Here is a 15,827-nt window from a genome sequence, read left to right as displayed (position 1 = left end):
TGGAGCGCGAGGAAAAATTGAACTAAGCTTGCGGTGTGAATGGATATCCGTTGACGAGTCACTCTTATGGACAGGAAGTCTGTGCGCTATCAGCCTCTACTTATCGCCTTCCTCGCGATCGCAATGCCCGTGAATCTTTCGCGCGCACAGGAACCGGTGCGCGTCGGAATTGTTGCCGGGATAGAGCGGGAAATAACGGTTTCGGAGGGAGCGTTGGAGGGGCGCTTTTCCGGTTTCTATCGGTGCGTGTTCGAACGGGTTCCCGGGGATTTTCAGTTCGTTGAAATGCCTTTGGCGCAACTGCTTTACCAACTGCGAAAGGGCGGTGTTGCGGTAGGCCTTCCCCTGGTCCAGACCTCTGAACGGGACCGCTACGCTGATTTCGGTGGGAGGCTCTTCCAGACAGAGTACGTCTACCTGTTTCTGAAAGAGATGCCTCCCCTCAACCAGACGGCTGGCCTCACCTATGCGTTCGTTAGGAAGTTCGTCGGGGATCAACTGGTTCAAGGCGAAAACGCAAAGATTCTACCCGTCTCCGAATGGCGCCAGGCAGTCTACCTGCTCAAGCTGGGCCGGGCAGATGTGGTGGTCATTCCCTGGGTGCTCGTTGACAAGTATATGGACGGTTATGAGGGCGATTATTTTGTGCGTAGGGCAGCCTGGGTAGACATTTCCCTATACGTTTCCCATGAGCATGGGAATGGCCGGTTGACGGAAGATCTGCGCAAGGCCATTCGATGGTGCCGGTATCGAAACGATCTCAACTGAGGCTGGCGTCGTTGTCAGGAAACACCGTGTCGTAGCACCAGGTGAAAACGAACGCATACACCAGGTAAAAGACCACGAAGGCAATGTCGACGATCAGTGCCTCAACCAGCCCAATGCCCATCCACCAGGCGATGACCGGAAGGAAGGTTATCATCAGGCCCAGTTCAAAGCTGAGCGCATGAAATAACCGCATCTTCAGTGACTTGCGAGTAGAGCCGGTAAGCTGTTTCAGGCCGTGATCGAACATGAGATTGAAGAGGTAGTTCCAGCCGGTTGCCATGGTTGCACCTATGGCAGCCAGGACGCTGGTTTTGTCGAGCTCGAAGCCAAACACAAGTGCGGCTAATGGGATGGCGATAAGCAGGCCGATGATCTCGAACGAGACGGCCTGACGGATTCTGTCTTTAGTGGTTCTCATGGAAATTCAGGAACAATGGAGGCGGGTCGTCCCGCGTTCAATTCCCGGGAAGGGCGGGGGCGTCCCCGAAACGAAAAAAGGTCACGACGTGAGTCGCGACCTTTTAAATTCTGGTAGCAAGGGGCGGAGTCGAACCGCCGACCCCGGCATTATGAGTGCCGTGCTCTAACCAACTGAGCTACCTTGCCAAATTCGTTCTGGATGAGCTCCAAACGAGGCGCGTATTTTCTGGATTTTACCCGGTACTGTCAACCCTCTTTTAGGTTTTGTGTGCTCGGATATCTTGGATTGCGATGGTTGCCTCTTGTTCGGGAACCAAAAAAACATATAATGATAATTATTATCATTATATGTCCGCTCGTATCAGCGTGCCATTCCGGCCATTTAACCACTTTCGTTGTTTTATCCATGACCATTCCCGCGCTTGCGCCGCTGTTTATTGGTGACTTTGAGTACTACCGGACGATCCTGGTGTTGCCCGACGATACGCGCCCCGCTACACCGGCGCGGGACCTGGTTACGGAGGATGGCTTGTCGTGGTTGCTGGAGTGTTATCGTCGTACCCAACCCGGTGACGATGACCGCGCACTGCTTTCCCAATGGTCGCGTACCTATTTTGCAAAGCTCGTTATTCCGACGATAACGGCCAACCTCGTGTTGGATCGGGAATTGCCGGTAGGGCTCGACACACTTGAGATTATTATGGGTTGCGATGGTCTTCCTGAGGCTTTTCGTATTCCCGATGAAGGTCGCCCCTTTGAGCGGGTGCCAGCGAGCCCGTTTGAGCGTTTTGGAGAGCTCCTGGAGGAGAATTTCGAGCCATTAGTCGTGGGGTGGAGTCGCCAGGTTAAACTGTCTGGCAAGGTGCTCTGGAATAATGCTGCGAATTACATTGAATGGCTGGTAGGGGCGTTGACACAAATGGGTGTGCCGTCGGCCTGCCTGGAAGATGGAAGGCGGCTTATAGAATCCGAGTACCGCCCAGACGGAAAGCGAAACCCGATGTACCGTCCCGTGCGGTATATTCCCCGTAACGTGGGCCCCTCTCCGTTACGGCAGCGTCGACAATGCTGTATACGGTACCGCTTGCCAGGGTTGGAGCTGTGTGAGAATTGCCCCCATATTGATCGGCCACCCAAAGGGGCAAAGCTGCCTGAAAGTCTTGCTTATAGCGTCTGACGCTACGCGCCGGAAGCAGAATGTCCGTAGGCCGGAACCACTATCAGGCTGACAAGCCGATGCTCTTCCCGGATAAACCATGCGTCCAGTTCAGTGTGCGATGTCCATTCCTGTGACAGTGTTTTGAGCAGGCGCAATCGGGCGCTGCCGTCGGGGTGCCAGGACAGAACTTCTGCGTGTTCAAAGTAGAATCGCTGTTGAACAAGGGGGTAGAGTGCTTTGAAGAGCGTTTCCTTGAGGCAGAATGCCAGGGTAATAAAAAAACCCGCCTGACTGGTTAGCTCGGCGCTGAATCGTTCCTGCTCAGAAGGCGTCAATATTTGCCGGCAAAGCGGCAGGGCGCGTTCATCGGGCATGATGACTTCCGCGTCCAGGCCAACTCCGGCGTAATCCTGTTGCTGGCCGATAACCGCCGCAGCCCAACCCCGGGTGTGGGTGATCGAGCCCACGCAGCCAGTCGGCCATACCGGCGCCCGGTCATCGCCGAGGGCTGGCACCACCGGTTGCCCGGTGGCGCGCCGCAAGCCCTCACGGGCGCAGAAACGGCCGGCCAGGTATTCCGCCTGGCGTTTGGCAACGGCCCTTTCCACGGACGGTGGCGGAACGATGTCACTGATCGTGAAGTCGTCCGGTTTGAGGTTATCGGGATCAAAGTCCAGGCTGATCAGTTCAAGCCCTGGCAACGATTGCGGCCAGGGCCACCGGTCATCCGGGGTACTGCAGCATGCTGGCAAGAGGCTCACCGTCAGAACGCTCCAGCGCGGTCAGACATTGAACCGGAAGTGGACAACGTCACCGTCCTGGACGATGTATTCCTTGCCCTCAAGACGCCACTTGCCGGCCTCCTTGGCTCCGGCTTCGCCGTTGTACTTGACGAAGTCATCGTAGCTCACCACTTCGGCGCGGATGAAGCCGCGTTCGAAGTCGGTATGGATCACGCCTGCCGCCTGTGGTGCGGTAGCGCCCACTTTTACCGTCCAGGCGCGGACTTCCTTCACCCCTGCGGTAAAGTAGGTCTGAAGGTTCAGCAGGCCATAGCCGCCGCGAATGACCCGGTCCAGGCCAGGCTCGTCCATGCCCATTTCTTCCAGGAACATGGATTTTTCGTCGTCTTCCAGTTCGGAGATTTCGGCTTCTATCTTGTTGCAGATAGGCACCACAACTGCGTTCTCGGATTCCGCAATCTTTTTCACGGTGTCCAGGTGAGGGTTATTCTCGAACCCGTCTTCGCTGACGTTGGCGATGTACATGGTTGGCTTTACGGTGAGCAGGCAGAGTTCGCGGATCAGTGCCATCTTCTCTTTGTCGAGATTCATGCTGCGAACCGGTTTGCCTTCGTTCAGCACGGGAAGCAGGGTGTCGAAGACTTCAAGCTGAGCTTTGGCCTCTTTGTCGCCGCTCTTTGCGACTCGCTGAACCCGTTTGATGGCTTTCTCGACGGTTTCCAGATCAGCCAGGGCCAGTTCTGTGTTGATGATTTCGATATCCGACGCCGGGTCAATCTTGTTGGCGACGTGAATGACGTTGTCGTCCTCGAAGCAACGCACCACATGGGCAATGGCGTCGGTCTGACGGATGTTGGCCAGGAACTGGTTGCCCAGGCCTTCGCCTTTCGAGGCACCTTCTACCAGGCCGGCGATATCCACGAACTCCATCGTGGTTGCCACCACCTTTTCCGGCTTTACGATGTCAGCGAGCTTGTTGAGGCGGGGGTCGGGCATGGCCACGACGCCGGCGTTAGGCTCAATGGTGCAGAAGGGGAAGTTTTCCGCGCCAATACCGGATTTGGTCAGTGCGTTGAACAGGGTGGATTTGCCGACGTTGGGAAGGCCGACGATGCCGCAGTTAAATCCCATGGAATGCCTCTGCTGGTGCTGGAAAATTTGGGCGGATTATACCGGTTTGAAGCTGTGCAAGCGATTCATCGCAGCGGGAAGTTTGCCGCTGGCAGCGTCCGGCAGTACGCGAATGATTTCGTCGATCAGGGCGTTGAGTTCTTCGGTTTCCCGTTTGCCCAGGCGGCCGAGAACATAGCCTGTGACCTGGCGGCTGTCGCCGGGGTGGCCGATGCCGATGCGCAGGCGCTGGAAGTCGTTGGTGCCGAGGTGAGCAATGGTGTCCCGCAGGCCGTTGTGTCCGCCATGGCCGCCGCCTTTTTTTAGCTTGGCGGTACCCGGTGGCAGATCGAGCTCGTCGTGGGCAACCAGAATCTGTTGGGGCTGAATCTTGAAGAAGTCCGCCAGTGCCTTGATGGAGAGGCCACTGCGGTTCATATACGTGGAAGGGTTCAGCAGGTGCAGGTCGAGACCCTGAAGCTGAATTCGGGCGTAGAGCCCGTGGTATTTCTTTTCGGGGCGGAGCGACTGGCCCGTTTCACGGGCCAGTGCTTCCACGAACAGGGCACCGGCGTTGTGGCGGGTATTCGCATAGTCGGGGCCGGGGTTACCCAGTCCCACCACCATGAGGATATCCTGTGCCATCTGCCGTTGCCCTCATTCGTACAGGAGCGATTACTCCTTGTCTTCGCCTTCTTCACCCGCTTCGCCGTCTTCGCCTTCGTCAGTATCTTCTGTCTTGGCAGCGCGCGGCTTGTGGATTGCAACGACGGGCAGGTCGTGGTCTTCACCCTGCAGCAGAGCCGCAATACGAACGCCTTTCGGCAGTTTGAGGTCGCTCAGGTGAACAACCTGGTCCATCTCCACGGCAGTCATGTCGACTTCGAGGAACTCAGGCAGGTTCTGCGGCAGACAGATCACTTCTACTTCGTTGATCTGGTGGTTGGCAACGCCGCCCTGGAGCTTGATGGCCGGTGCAGTTTCTTCGTTCAGGAAGTGCAGCGGTACGTTAACGTGGATTTCGTGATCCTTGTCAACGCGCAGGAAGTCAGCGTGGGTCAGCAGCGGCTTGTACGGGTGACGCTGCAGATCCTTCAGGATCACGCTTTCTTTCTTGCCTTCCAGTTCGATGGTCAGAATGTGTGAGAAGAAGGCTTCGTTTTCCAGAGCTTTTTTCAGCTCGTTGTGCCAGATGGAAATCGAAACGGCTTCTTTCTTCCCGCCATAAATGATGGCCGGAATTTTACGCTCCTCACGACGCAGGCGGCGGCTCGCACCTCTCCCCTGATCGCCACGAGGAAATGCTTCGATAAGAAATTCCTGAGACATGGTTATAACCTCAATTTTCACCAGAGCGGCCCGCGACCAGGTCCTGAACCGGTGATATTTTCGATATGCCGGCTGTTTTCCGGCGGACTAAACAGACCGGGAGCCCACTGGGCTCCCGGTCTGGATTCTTTTCACTAAATCAGGTGGTTAGCTGATCAGGCGTTCTCAAACATCGCGCTGATGGACTCTTCGTTGCTGACGCGACGAATGGATTCCGCAAGCAGCCCAGCCATAGTGAGGATGCGGATCTTATCACAATTACGCGCTTTGTCACCCAGTGGGATGGTGTCGCAGACAACCAGTTCGTCCAATTCGGAGGCGTTGAGGTTGTCAACAGCCGGGCCTGAAAGGACGGGGTGGGTGATGTAGGCGACCACGCTGGCGGCACCATGCTCCTTGAGAGCGTTGGCGGCTTTGCAAAGCGTGCCGGCGGTGTCGATGATGTCGTCCACCAGGATACAGGTCTTGTCTTTTACATCACCGATGATGTGCATGACCTGCGACACGTTGGCCTTGGGACGGCGCTTGTCGATGATGGCGAGGTCGGCGTCGTCCAGTCGCTTGGCCACGGCGCGGGCACGAACAACGCCGCCGACGTCAGGAGATACCACTACGAAGTTTTCAAAGCGCTGCTTCTCGATATCCTCAAGCATGACCGGGGTGGCGTAGATATTGTCCACCGGAATGTCGAAGAAGCCCTGGATCTGGTCGGCGTGCAGGTCAACGGTCAGGACCCGGTCAACGCCAATGCTGGAAATCATGTCTGCAACCACTTTGGCACTGATGGCAACGCGGGTGGAGCGAACACGGCGATCCTGGCGGGCGTAGCCATAGTAGGGGATAACCGCGGTAACCCGGGTGGCGGATGCACGGCGCAGGGCGTCGGCCATCACGATCAGTTCCATCAGGTTATCGTTGGTGGGGTTGCAGGTGGGCTGAATGATGAAGACATCATGCCCGCGAACATTTTCGTTGATTTCAACGGTGGTTTCACCATCGCTGAAGGTTCCAACGGTGGCCTGGCCCATGGGAATGTGAAGTTTCTGGGCGATGGCCTTGGCAAGCTCCGGGTTGGCGTTGCCAGTAAAAATCATCAGTTTGGACACGACGGCATCCTTCTCGGTATCGGCGTTTGATTCAGAAGAAGCGGGAGAAAGGTGGCTGGGGTGGCAGGATTCGAACCTGCGCATGACGGGATCAAAACCCGTTGCCTTACCACTTGGCGACACCCCAGTATCGTGCTTTTTTGGCATCATTTCAGCTCTGTCAGCTTTTTGTGAAGTGGTGAAATGTTCACCCCTTGAGCTACGAACCCCGTGATGCCGGAGGGTTTGCTTTCCCAGATAATCCGGGCTGCGGATTCTGTCGGGAAACGTCCAAATATGCAAGCCCCGGTTCCGGTTAATCTTGCAGGTCCGAATTGTGCAAGCCACTCCAGGCTTTGATGAACCTCAGGATACAGTCTTCGAACTACATCCTCACAGTCGTTTCGGTACCTCGAGGCGTCTCCCTCAAAAGCGGGCGCTATTTTGATTCCGGGGGTATCCCTTGTCAACCCTTGCTCGGAAAAAATCTCTTTGGTGCTTATATCGCAAGGTGGTTTTATAACCAGAAACCAGTCTTCTGGTGGGTTGGCGTCGGTGAGTCGTTCGCCCACGCCTTCGCCCCAGGCTGCATGTCCGCGAACGAATACGGGCACATCGGCACCCAGGGACAGGCCCAGTTCAGCCAACTCGTCCAGGGAGCGGTTCAGGCCCCACAGGCGGTTCAGCCCCACCAGTGTGGTGGCGGCATTGGAGCTGCCACCACCCAGGCCACCGCCCATGGGCAACTGCTTGTCGACTGCAATACTGACACCGGGAGTCGTATGACCTGCGGTTGCCGCCAGTTGTCGCGCGGCACGGACAATCAGGTTTTCCTCGTCGGGCACCCCGGGCAGGGATTGCTCAAGGACGATTCTGCCATCGGTGCGTGCGGTCAGGGTCAGGGTGTCGCCATAATTCAGAAACTGAAACAGGGTTTGCAGTTCATGGTAGCCATCCGGTCGACGCCCGAGAATATGCAGGAAGAGGTTCAGTTTTGCCGGGGAGGGCAGAACCATGCTGTTCACCGGCTGTCTCCATCGGTCTGGTTCCAGCTGGTAACCACCACCCTCACGCGCTTCTCGCCCTTGACCGCCGTGATACGGGCGGGCAGATGAGGGTAGCCCTCTATGAATGCTTGCCAGCGGTCGTAGCGGATCTCCCAGCCCAGTTGGCGTATGACGGCCAGTTGACCCTTGTCGTCGAAGAACAGCCGGAAGTCCCCGTCAGGGCCGGGCAGGCCCCGTATCCACCAGGCCAGGCTGTCAATGGGGAGCAGCCAGCCGGTGGCGGCGTTGACCAGGGACTCCGGGTCGCCGGACTGGTAGCGCTCGCCGTTGGGAAGTGTGAGTTCGATGAACCCGGGAACGCCTTCAAGGGTAGTGCGGCCCATACCGAGGAACGATGATGACAGCGCCAGTTCGTAGGTTTCCCGGTCCTGTTTCCAGTAGTTGATGACGGCGGTGCCGCTGTCCGAGGGCTGGCGAACGGCGAGTTTGCCGGTCAGTTCCCAGTGCTGAAGCTGGTCAAGTCGGGCACTGGTCTTGCGCCAGTCGGCCGGTGGCTGTTCAGTCAGGCCTTCGGGAAGTGGTTCAACTGTCAGTGAGCTACAGCCGCTCAGAACCAGGGCGGCGAACGTCAGCGCGATAACCGATAATTTCACAGGGACGGCTCCCCGGTCAGCCTTTCAACAGTTTCAGTCAGTATCGGGTGGTCCGGGTCCTGCTCGAAGCCTTCTCTCCAGATCGAGCGGGCCTGTTCCTGATTGCCGGTTTGCCAGAGCGCTTCGCCGTAATGAGCGGCTACTTCCGGGTCAGCGTAGGCCTCCCAGGCACGTGACAGATAGCTCAGTGACTCGTCGGTGTTGCCCTGCAGATACAGTACCCAGCCCATGCTATCGAGTATGGCAGGGTTCTCCGGATCGATGGCCAGGGCTCTCTCAATATAGTCCCTGGCTTCATCGAGTCGGTCCGTGCGGGTGGTAAGGATATAACCCAGCGCGTTGAGTGCCACGGCGTTGTCGGGCTGTTCCTCGATGATTGTTCTCAGATCGGCTTCGGCCTGCTCTGGCTTATCCATGGAGTCGAGCAGCATGGCACGGGCGTAGCGAATGCGGACATTGCCAGGGAAGGATTCCAGGGCTTCATTGGCCGCCTGAAGGGCTCGCTCGTCATGATCCCGATCCAGCAGGAGATTGATTTCCAGCAGGCGGAAATTCTCGTCCTGGTCGGGGTTGTTCTTGCGGATCTCGCGAATGTCGGCCAGGGCCTCGTCCAGCTCTCCCTGTTCCGCCATCAGTTCGCTGGCACGGGCCAGGGCCGGGAAAAAGTAATTACCTTTCTCGACATTCCTGTAGTAGCCGATGGCCTGCTCGTTTTCGTTTTCCTCGTCGGCAATCCGGCCCAGGTAGTAGTGAGCCTCATCGCTGTGGTGGCCTTGTTCGATCAGGCGTGTCAGTTCCTCCTCGGCCAGCGCGATCTGATCGTTTTCAAGCGCGACCAGGGCGTAGGAGAGCCGCAGGCCGGGAACGTCGGGGAAGCGGTTAACCAGCCGGCGGAATTCGTTCTGAGCGGTTTGCAGCTCACCTTCGCCGATCAGCATGCGGCCGTAGAGGGTTCCCATCTGGCGATTGTCGGGGAATTGTCGTGTATTCGCCCTCAGGTGATCCAGGGCCTGCTGTTTCTGGTCGGTCTGGTAGAGCAGGTCGCCCTTGAGTATCAGTGCTGGCTGGAAATCCGGCTTGTTGTCCAGAAGGGGCTCCAGTTTGGCGAGGGCTTGCTGGGGCTCGCCCGTCACCTTCAGTAGAAGGGCAATGCTGTATTGCAGTTCCGGGTTGTCAGGGTGGCGCTGCTCCAGTTGCTGGTATAAGTCGAGCAGTTCCTGCTGTTGTTCCGGCGGCAGGTTTCCGGCCATCGCGGCAAGGCTGTCAAAATCCGCGTCGCCGCCCAGATCCATGATCTTTTCCATGTGGCCCAGGGCGGTCTCCAGTTCGTTCTTCTTCACGGCCTGGATGGCGGAGATACGATGTGCCTGCATGTTGTCCGGGGCTACCTCCAGCCACAGCGCCGCCAGTTTCTGCTGCGCGTTATCGGCGTTCAGTGACTGGGCAATGCGCATGGTCCGCTCAATCACGCCCAGATCGCGGGATTGCTGTGCCGCCTTCATGTAATTGACAAGGGTGACGTCGAATCGGCCCCGTTGGGCGGCTATCTCGCCGGAAAGCAGCAGGTACAGTTCTTCCGGTTCGAAATCGGCGTAACGGATGTCCGCTGACGGTTCCGCGGATGATGCAGTGGCGTCATCAGGCGACGAGGTGGATTGCGATTCCTGGTTGTCCTGGAGAAAAGCGCAGCCGGACAGGGAAAGCCCAAGCAGGCAGGTACCAAGCAGTAATGCAGACTTATGCATGCAACATCCCATGATCTGTGTACGATGCACCTGATCGGCCGGAGAAGGGTCTGGCGGCGGTCTCAGATGTGGCGTAGTGCGACAAGGCTCTATGATGGCACAAGCGCTTGATATTGCCCAACCTGTCAGCAGTTGCCGATATCACGATGGTTATGGGTGGCGACACTGGCTCCCGATCGTTAAAATGGCGGTATCGAACCGTCGTCAAAGATAAGGCAGTCTAACCCCGATATGGCACTGGTCACCCTCGGAATCAATCATCGCACCGCACCGGTAGAGTTGCGTGAGCGCGTCGCGTTCACGCCCGAGCGTATGGCCGAGGCGTTTGCCGAACTGCGTGCCACTTCCGGCGCCAGCGAGGCGGCGATCCTGTCTACCTGCAACCGCACCGAACTGTATCTGGCCGGAGATGACGACTGTGCCCCGGCGGTATTGCAGTGGTTGGCGGGGTTTCATGACATGGAGGCGGCAGACCTGGAAGACGTGCTCTACGTACATCGGGACTCAGACGCCGTGCGCCACATCATGCGGGTTGCGTCGGGGCTGGACTCCATGGTGCTTGGAGAGCCGCAAATTCTCGGCCAGCTCAAGGACGCCTATGCCCTCGCTCGCGAGCATGAGGCGAGCGGTGCGTTCCTGTCCCGTCTGTTCGAACATACGTTCTCCGTTGCCAAGCGGGTGCGCACGCAGACTGCTATTGGCGAAAACCCGGTGTCGGTGGCCTACGCTGCAGTCAGCATGGCGCACCACATCTTTGCGGATATGTCCCGCAATCGAGCCTTGCTGATTGGCGCCGGCAAAACCATTGAACTGGTCGCGAGGCATCTGGCCGACGCTGGCGTGAAAAACTTCCTGGTCGCCAATCGTACCCTGGAACGTGCCCAGGCGCTGGCGGACTCCCGTGGCGGGCAGGGCATTATGCTCTCCGACATTCCAGAACACCTGGCGAATGTGGACATCATCATTTCTTCCACTGCCAGCCCGTTGCCTATCCTTGGCAAGGGCGCCGTGGAGCGTGCGCTTAAAAAGCGCAAGCATCGTCCCTATTTCATGGTGGATATCGCCGTTCCCAGGGATATCGAACCCGAGGTGGGTTCCCTGGCTGATGTCTATCTCTATACCGTTGACGACTTGCGGCAGGTTATCGAGGAGAACGTTCGTTCCCGAGAGGGCGCCGCGCGGGAAGCCGAGAACATGGTTGCTGATGGCGTACAGCAGTTCCTGAGCCAGCTACGGGCCCTGGATGCTGTCTCCACCCTCAAGCAGTTCCGTCAGCGGGCCGAAGCCCTGAGAGACGGGGAGACCGAAAAGGCCATTCGCGCCCTGCGTAATGGCGCAGACCCCGAAACCGTGATGCGAAGCATGGCCCGGGGGTTGACCAACAAATTACTGCACGAGCCGTCCATCCAGGTCCGCAAGGCCACCACGGAGGGCAGAACCGAAGTCACTCAATGGCTCAGAGAGCTACATCAGCTTGATGTGCTGGATGCCGATGCGCCCATCACCCCGGAAAAACTATGAAGTCATCGATTCAGTCCCGCCTCGAGCAGCTTGTTGACCGCTTCGAGGAAGTCAGCGCGTTGCTGAGCGATCAGGGTACTATTGCCAACCAGGATAAATTCCGCGACCTGTCCCGGGAATTTGCCGAGATTGAGCCCATTGTTCACTGCTTCCAGGCATGGCAGAAATCCCGTGACGATGTTAAGGAAGCCACTGAACTGGCCCGCGACGGTGACGCCGACATGCGAGCCATGGCGGAAGAGGAGTTGGGCCTGGCGGAACAGAAGAGCGAGGAACTGGACGAAGAGCTCCAGCGCCTGATGCTGCCCAAGGATCCCAACGATGGCAAGAACGTATTCCTGGAGGTTCGTGCCGGCACCGGGGGCGATGAGGCGGCGATTTTCGCCGGTGACCTGTTCAAGATGTACATGCGTTATGCCGAACGCCAGCGCTGGCAGGTTGAGGTTATCAGCGCCAACGATGGTGAGCACGGCGGTTACAAGGAAATCATTGCCCGCATTGCTGGTAGTGCGGTCTATGGGGCACTGAAGTTTGAATCCGGTGCCCATCGGGTACAGCGGGTGCCGGAGACCGAATCCCAGGGCCGAATTCACACCTCCGCCTGCACGGTAGCGGTGATGCCGGAGGCGGATGAAACCGAGGCCGTTGAAATCAACAAGTCCGACCTGCGGGTGGATACCTTCCGAGCTTCTGGCGCCGGCGGTCAGCACGTCAACAAGACTGATTCGGCGATTCGTATTACCCATATTCCCACGGGCATTGTGGTGGAGTGTCAGGAAGAACGCTCCCAGCACAAGAATCGGGCCAAAGCGATGAGTTTCCTGGCATCGCGCCTCCAGAATGAGGAAATTGAACGCCAGCAGAAAACCATGGCGGCAACCCGAAAGAGCCTGGTGGGCAGTGGCGACCGCTCAGAGCGAATTCGCACCTATAACTTCCCCCAGGGGCGGGTGACCGACCACCGCATCAACCTGACGCTGTACAAGCTGGATGAGGTTATTTCCGGCGATCTTGATGCCGTCATCATGCCTTTGCAGCAGGAACACCAGGCCGACCTGTTGGCCTCCCTGGCTGATGATTGACAAACCCCTGGCCTGTGAGGCGTTGCTGACAGAAGCTGCCGGGCTTATTGGCGGTGATTCTCCGCGCCTCGATGCTGAGCTACTGCTGGGTTATGTGACGGGTTGGTCCCGAACCACTTTCCGGGCCTGGCCCGAGCGTGAGGTGGACGCGGCCCTGGTCGACCGCTTCAGAACCCTTGTGGAACGACGCTGTGAAGGCCACCCGATTGCACACCTGCTGGGCGAACAGGAATTCTGGTCACTCCCGCTGAAGGTCAATCCATCCACACTGATTCCCCGCCCGGATACTGAATGCCTGGTGGAGGCAGCGCTGGCGCTGGATTTACCGAGAAATGCCAATGTGCTGGATCTTGGTACCGGCACGGGTGCCATCGCACTGGCTCTGGCCAGCGAGCAACCCGGCTGGCGGGTTTCCGCCTGCGACGCCGTCCGGGAAGCAGTAGACCTGGCGACCGACAACGCCGACCAGTTGGGCCTGCCGGTGACGGTGCGACAAAGCAACTGGTTCGAGGATTTACCATCAGTTGCTTTTGATCTCATCGTTTCCAATCCACCGTACATCGCAGGGAATGATGTCCACCTGGGAGAGGGCGATGTGCGCTTCGAGCCGGCATCGGCCCTGGTAGCCGGCGATGACGGCCTCGACGATATCCGGCAGATAACCGCCAAAGCCCCCGCTTGGCTCTCGCTTGGGGGTTGGTTGATACTGGAGCATGGCTATGAACAGGGAGCGGCTGTGCGGCAGCTTTTTACCGATGCGGGATTGACCTGTGTGGAAACCCGCCAGGACTACGGCCGGCGTGACCGCTTCACCCTTGGGAGAAAACAAGATGCTGAACGATGAGGAACTGCTGCGCTACAGTCGCCAGATCCTGATGCCCCGGTTTGATATCGCAGGCCAGGCCAAGCTCAAGTCCGCGAGAGTGCTGGTGGTCGGTGCTGGCGGTTTGGGTTGCCCAGTAGCGCTCTACCTCGGGGCCGCCGGGATTGGCCACATGACGCTGGTCGACGACGACCAGATCGAGATCGCCAATCTGCAGCGCCAGATCGCATTCGAACAGTCCGACCTGGGTGAATCCAAAGCCGAACATCTGGCTGACCGCGTTAGGCGCATAAACCCCGATGTGTCGGTGACAACCCTTACTGAACGCCTGGAAGGCGATGAACTTCAGCGGCAGGTAAACTCGGCGACCCTGGTGGTCGACTGCACCGACAACTTCAATACCCGCTTCGCCCTCAACCGCGCGTGTGTTGCTGCCCGCGTCCCACTGGTATCTGGCGCAGCCATTCGTGGGGAAGGGCAACTGTCGGTTTATGACGTCCGCGATGACATCAGTCCCTGTTACCACTGTCTTTACTCAGAACAGGGCAACGAAGACCTGACCTGTTCCGAAGCTGGTGTTATCGGCCCCCTCGTTGGCATGATCGGCGCTTCCCAGGCAATGGAAGCAGTGAAAGTCATCACCGGTGTCGGCAAACCGTTGATTGGGCGCCTGCTCATTCTTGACGTCTGGCAAATGGAGTGGCGGGAAATGAAACTCGCCAGAGACCCAGAATGTCCAGTCTGCAAAAGCAGAGAGTCAGCATAAGGCGGGCTGGGGGAAGGCTCTGCCAAAACCGTGCGGAGCCATGGATGGCGGAGCCGAGCGTACATGGACGTATTCACAGCGTGTTTTGGCAGAGCCTTCCCCCAGCCGGCCGTTTCCTCCCAACGACGAAGCCGGCGCTTTAATTTTTCAGGGCCTGAAACTTTGAAATTGCCTCTTTCCTGCTTTCTTTCAGGTCAACGATAGGTCGTGGATACCCACCGGGAATCACACCACCGGCCCAGGGTTGGTGAATCCGTTTATTGTCCAGCTTTGCGATCTCGGGAACGTATTTGCGGATGAATTCGCCATCCGGATCAAACCGCTCACTCTGAGTGGCCGGATTGAATACCCGAAAATACGGCGCCGCATCGGTGCCGGTGGAGGCGCTCCACTGCCAGCCGCCGTTATTGGAGGCCAGGAAGCCGTCCACCAGTTTTGACATGAAATAGGCCTCACCCAGTCGCCAGTCGATGAACAGGTTTTTGGTGAGAAACATCGCCGTGATCATGCGCAGCCGGTTGTGCATCCAGCCGGTCTGGTTCAGTTGGCGCATGGCGGCGTCGACAATGGGGATGCCGGTGTTGCCCGATTTCCAGGCTTCGAAGTTCTCGCCGGGTGTATTCCATTGCAGGGCCTCGGTCTCCGGTTTGAACGCCCGGTGCATACTAATCCTGGGGTAGTGGTAAAGGATATTGATGTAGAAATCCCGCCAGGCAATTTCATTGGTCCAGGTGGCCAGGCCTTCCTGGTTGCCTCCCATACCTTGCTGCTGGCGGGCGGCAATCAGGCACTGTTTGCCGGAAAGCACCCCGTTGGCCAGGTAAGGGGAGAGCTGGCTGGTACCATCTACGGATGGCAGGTCGCGCAGATCCTTATAGTCCCCGCCGTGGTCGTCGAGGAACTGTTCCAGTTGCTGGTGGGCGGCGTCCTCGCCCGTTTCAACAAGCCGGGGTGGTGGATTATCGAAGCATTTTGGCAGGCCTTCATAATAAAGAGGCTTAACAGGCTCGCCGACGGGCTTGGGAACGGGAAAGAGGGTTGGCTGCGCCTCATCAACCCAGCTTCGCCACCGACGGGAAAACGGGGTGAACACGGAATAGGGCTCACCCTGTTGAGTAAGGATGGTGCCAACAGGCGCTACCGTCTGGTCCCGGTATTTATTCACCGCCACGCCAATATCATCAAGGGTGTGTTTTACGGCCTTGTCGCGGCGCCTTTCGTTAACTCCGTATTCCTCATTGAAATGCACATGCCGGATACTCTCGCGCCGGCAGAATTTTTCCAGTTTTTCAACGCTCTCGGCGAACGTGGTTGCGGTCATGAATGATAGGGGTATGCCTAATTTCGCCAGTTCTTCCGACAGCGCATTGGCGTGGTCCAGCACAAATTGAACCCGCGCCGGAGACCAATCATGCTCCTGCCACTGAGCCGGGGTTACGATAAAACAGGCCTGCACCGGTTGCTGTTGCTTGCAGGCTGCCGTAAGGGCAGCGTTGTCGGCAACGCGCAGGTCGTTTCGGAACCATACGAGCTGAGTCATTGAGCTTCCTGAGTTTGATGGCGGATCGACAGTTACGGATGGATATTCGCTGGAACGTGCTGATTGGATTATAGTT

16 protein-coding genes and 2 tRNA genes are annotated in these 15,827 nt (G+C 57.9%); 6 read left to right on the top strand and 12 right to left on the bottom strand.

Annotation, left to right across the window (positions count from 1 at the left end; genetic code table 11):
- Positions 1-66: 66 nt before the first annotated feature.
- Positions 67-768 (top strand): transporter substrate-binding domain-containing protein, encoded by a 702-nt coding sequence (locus AXW11_RS08790; protein ID WP_091644365.1) that lies wholly within the window; start codon positions 67-69, stop codon positions 766-768.
- On the opposite strand, the gene AXW11_RS08785 is transcribed toward AXW11_RS08790, so the two are convergent.
- Together AXW11_RS08785 and AXW11_RS08780 are read right to left on the bottom strand one after the other, a co-directional pair.
- Positions 761-1,186, bottom strand: coding sequence for a PACE efflux transporter (locus tag AXW11_RS08785; RefSeq protein ID WP_041333471.1), 426 nt, complete (start codon positions 1,184-1,186; stop codon positions 761-763). The two genes, AXW11_RS08790 and AXW11_RS08785, sit on opposite strands and share 8 nt — an antisense overlap.
- Before the next feature lie 111 nt (positions 1,187-1,297).
- A tRNA-Met gene (locus tag AXW11_RS08780) sits at positions 1,298-1,374 on the bottom strand.
- 220 nt (positions 1,375-1,594) lie between these two features.
- On the opposite strand from AXW11_RS08780, the gene fhuF reads away from it, so the two are divergent.
- Positions 1,595-2,365 carry a siderophore-iron reductase FhuF gene (gene fhuF, locus AXW11_RS08775; RefSeq protein WP_177190661.1) on the top strand — a complete coding sequence of 257 codons (771 nt, stop codon included), beginning with the start codon at positions 1,595-1,597 and terminating at the stop codon, positions 2,363-2,365.
- Between the two features lie 2 nt (positions 2,366-2,367).
- On the opposite strand, the gene AXW11_RS08770 is transcribed toward fhuF, so the two are convergent.
- From AXW11_RS08770 to AXW11_RS08730, 9 genes are all read right to left on the bottom strand, one after another.
- Complete coding sequence (locus AXW11_RS08770; protein ID WP_091644362.1) at positions 2,368-3,108, bottom strand: 4'-phosphopantetheinyl transferase family protein; 741 nt, start codon at positions 3,106-3,108, stop codon at positions 2,368-2,370.
- A 21-nt stretch (positions 3,109-3,129) separates the two neighbouring features.
- Positions 3,130-4,221 (bottom strand): redox-regulated ATPase YchF, encoded by a 1,092-nt coding sequence (gene ychF / locus AXW11_RS08765; RefSeq protein ID WP_075196009.1) that lies wholly within the window; start codon positions 4,219-4,221, stop codon positions 3,130-3,132.
- A gap of 36 nt (positions 4,222-4,257) precedes the next feature.
- On the bottom strand, positions 4,258-4,845 hold the full coding sequence (pth, locus tag AXW11_RS08760) for an aminoacyl-tRNA hydrolase (protein WP_041333474.1): 588 nt from the start codon (positions 4,843-4,845) through the stop codon (positions 4,258-4,260).
- Positions 4,846-4,875: 30 nt separating this feature from the next.
- A complete protein-coding gene (locus tag AXW11_RS08755) occupies positions 4,876-5,529 on the bottom strand; it encodes a 50S ribosomal protein L25/general stress protein Ctc (protein ID WP_036205694.1) in 654 nt (217 codons plus the stop codon).
- A gap of 155 nt (positions 5,530-5,684) precedes the next feature.
- Positions 5,685-6,635, bottom strand: coding sequence for a ribose-phosphate diphosphokinase (locus AXW11_RS08750; RefSeq protein ID WP_036205696.1), 951 nt, complete (start codon positions 6,633-6,635; stop codon positions 5,685-5,687).
- Positions 6,636-6,687: 52 nt separating this feature from the next.
- Positions 6,688-6,762, bottom strand: a tRNA-Gln gene (locus tag AXW11_RS08745).
- Between the two features lie 19 nt (positions 6,763-6,781).
- Positions 6,782-7,630, bottom strand: a complete 849-nt coding sequence (ispE, locus tag AXW11_RS08740; protein WP_091644403.1) for a 4-(cytidine 5'-diphospho)-2-C-methyl-D-erythritol kinase — start codon at positions 7,628-7,630, stop codon at positions 6,782-6,784.
- Positions 7,631-7,635: 5 nt separating this feature from the next.
- Complete coding sequence (gene lolB / locus AXW11_RS08735) at positions 7,636-8,274, bottom strand: lipoprotein insertase outer membrane protein LolB (RefSeq protein ID WP_036204017.1); 639 nt, start codon at positions 8,272-8,274, stop codon at positions 7,636-7,638.
- Positions 8,271-10,019, bottom strand: a complete 1,749-nt coding sequence (locus AXW11_RS08730; RefSeq protein WP_091644360.1) for a tetratricopeptide repeat protein — start codon at positions 10,017-10,019, stop codon at positions 8,271-8,273. The genes lolB and AXW11_RS08730 overlap by 4 nt, the downstream gene beginning before the upstream one ends.
- A 231-nt stretch (positions 10,020-10,250) precedes the next feature.
- Here AXW11_RS08730 and hemA point away from each other — a divergent pair, with 231 nt between their 5' ends.
- The 4 genes from hemA to AXW11_RS08710 are packed head-to-tail and all read left to right on the top strand — an operon-like array spanning position 10,251 to position 14,211.
- On the top strand, positions 10,251-11,540 hold the full coding sequence (gene hemA, locus AXW11_RS08725) for a glutamyl-tRNA reductase (RefSeq protein ID WP_091644357.1): 1,290 nt from the start codon (positions 10,251-10,253) through the stop codon (positions 11,538-11,540).
- Positions 11,537-12,622, top strand: coding sequence for a peptide chain release factor 1 (gene prfA, locus AXW11_RS08720; RefSeq protein ID WP_085681512.1), 1,086 nt, complete (start codon positions 11,537-11,539; stop codon positions 12,620-12,622). The genes hemA and prfA overlap by 4 nt, the downstream gene beginning before the upstream one ends.
- Positions 12,615-13,466: a peptide chain release factor N(5)-glutamine methyltransferase gene (prmC, locus tag AXW11_RS08715; protein ID WP_041333476.1), complete on the top strand. Its 852-nt coding sequence runs from the start codon at positions 12,615-12,617 to the stop codon at positions 13,464-13,466. Before prfA ends, prmC begins: the two co-directional genes overlap by 8 nt.
- Entirely contained in the window at positions 13,453-14,211 is a 759-nt protein-coding gene (locus AXW11_RS08710) for a HesA/MoeB/ThiF family protein (RefSeq protein ID WP_041333477.1), read from the top strand. Before prmC ends, AXW11_RS08710 begins: the two co-directional genes overlap by 14 nt.
- A 139-nt stretch (positions 14,212-14,350) precedes the next feature.
- Here AXW11_RS08710 and phrB read toward each other — a convergent pair whose 3' ends face one another.
- Positions 14,351-15,751: a deoxyribodipyrimidine photo-lyase gene (gene phrB / locus AXW11_RS08705; RefSeq protein ID WP_091644354.1), complete on the bottom strand. Its 1,401-nt coding sequence runs from the start codon at positions 15,749-15,751 to the stop codon at positions 14,351-14,353.
- Positions 15,752-15,827: the final 76 nt, after the last annotated feature.

The sequence above is a fragment of the Marinobacter sp. Hex_13 genome, from assembly GCF_001566815.1.
Taxonomy (GTDB): domain Bacteria; phylum Pseudomonadota; class Gammaproteobacteria; order Pseudomonadales; family Oleiphilaceae; genus Marinobacter; species Marinobacter salarius.
The sequence above is the reverse complement of the archived record's forward strand: the minus strand, read 5'-3'. Positions and strand labels throughout refer to the sequence as shown.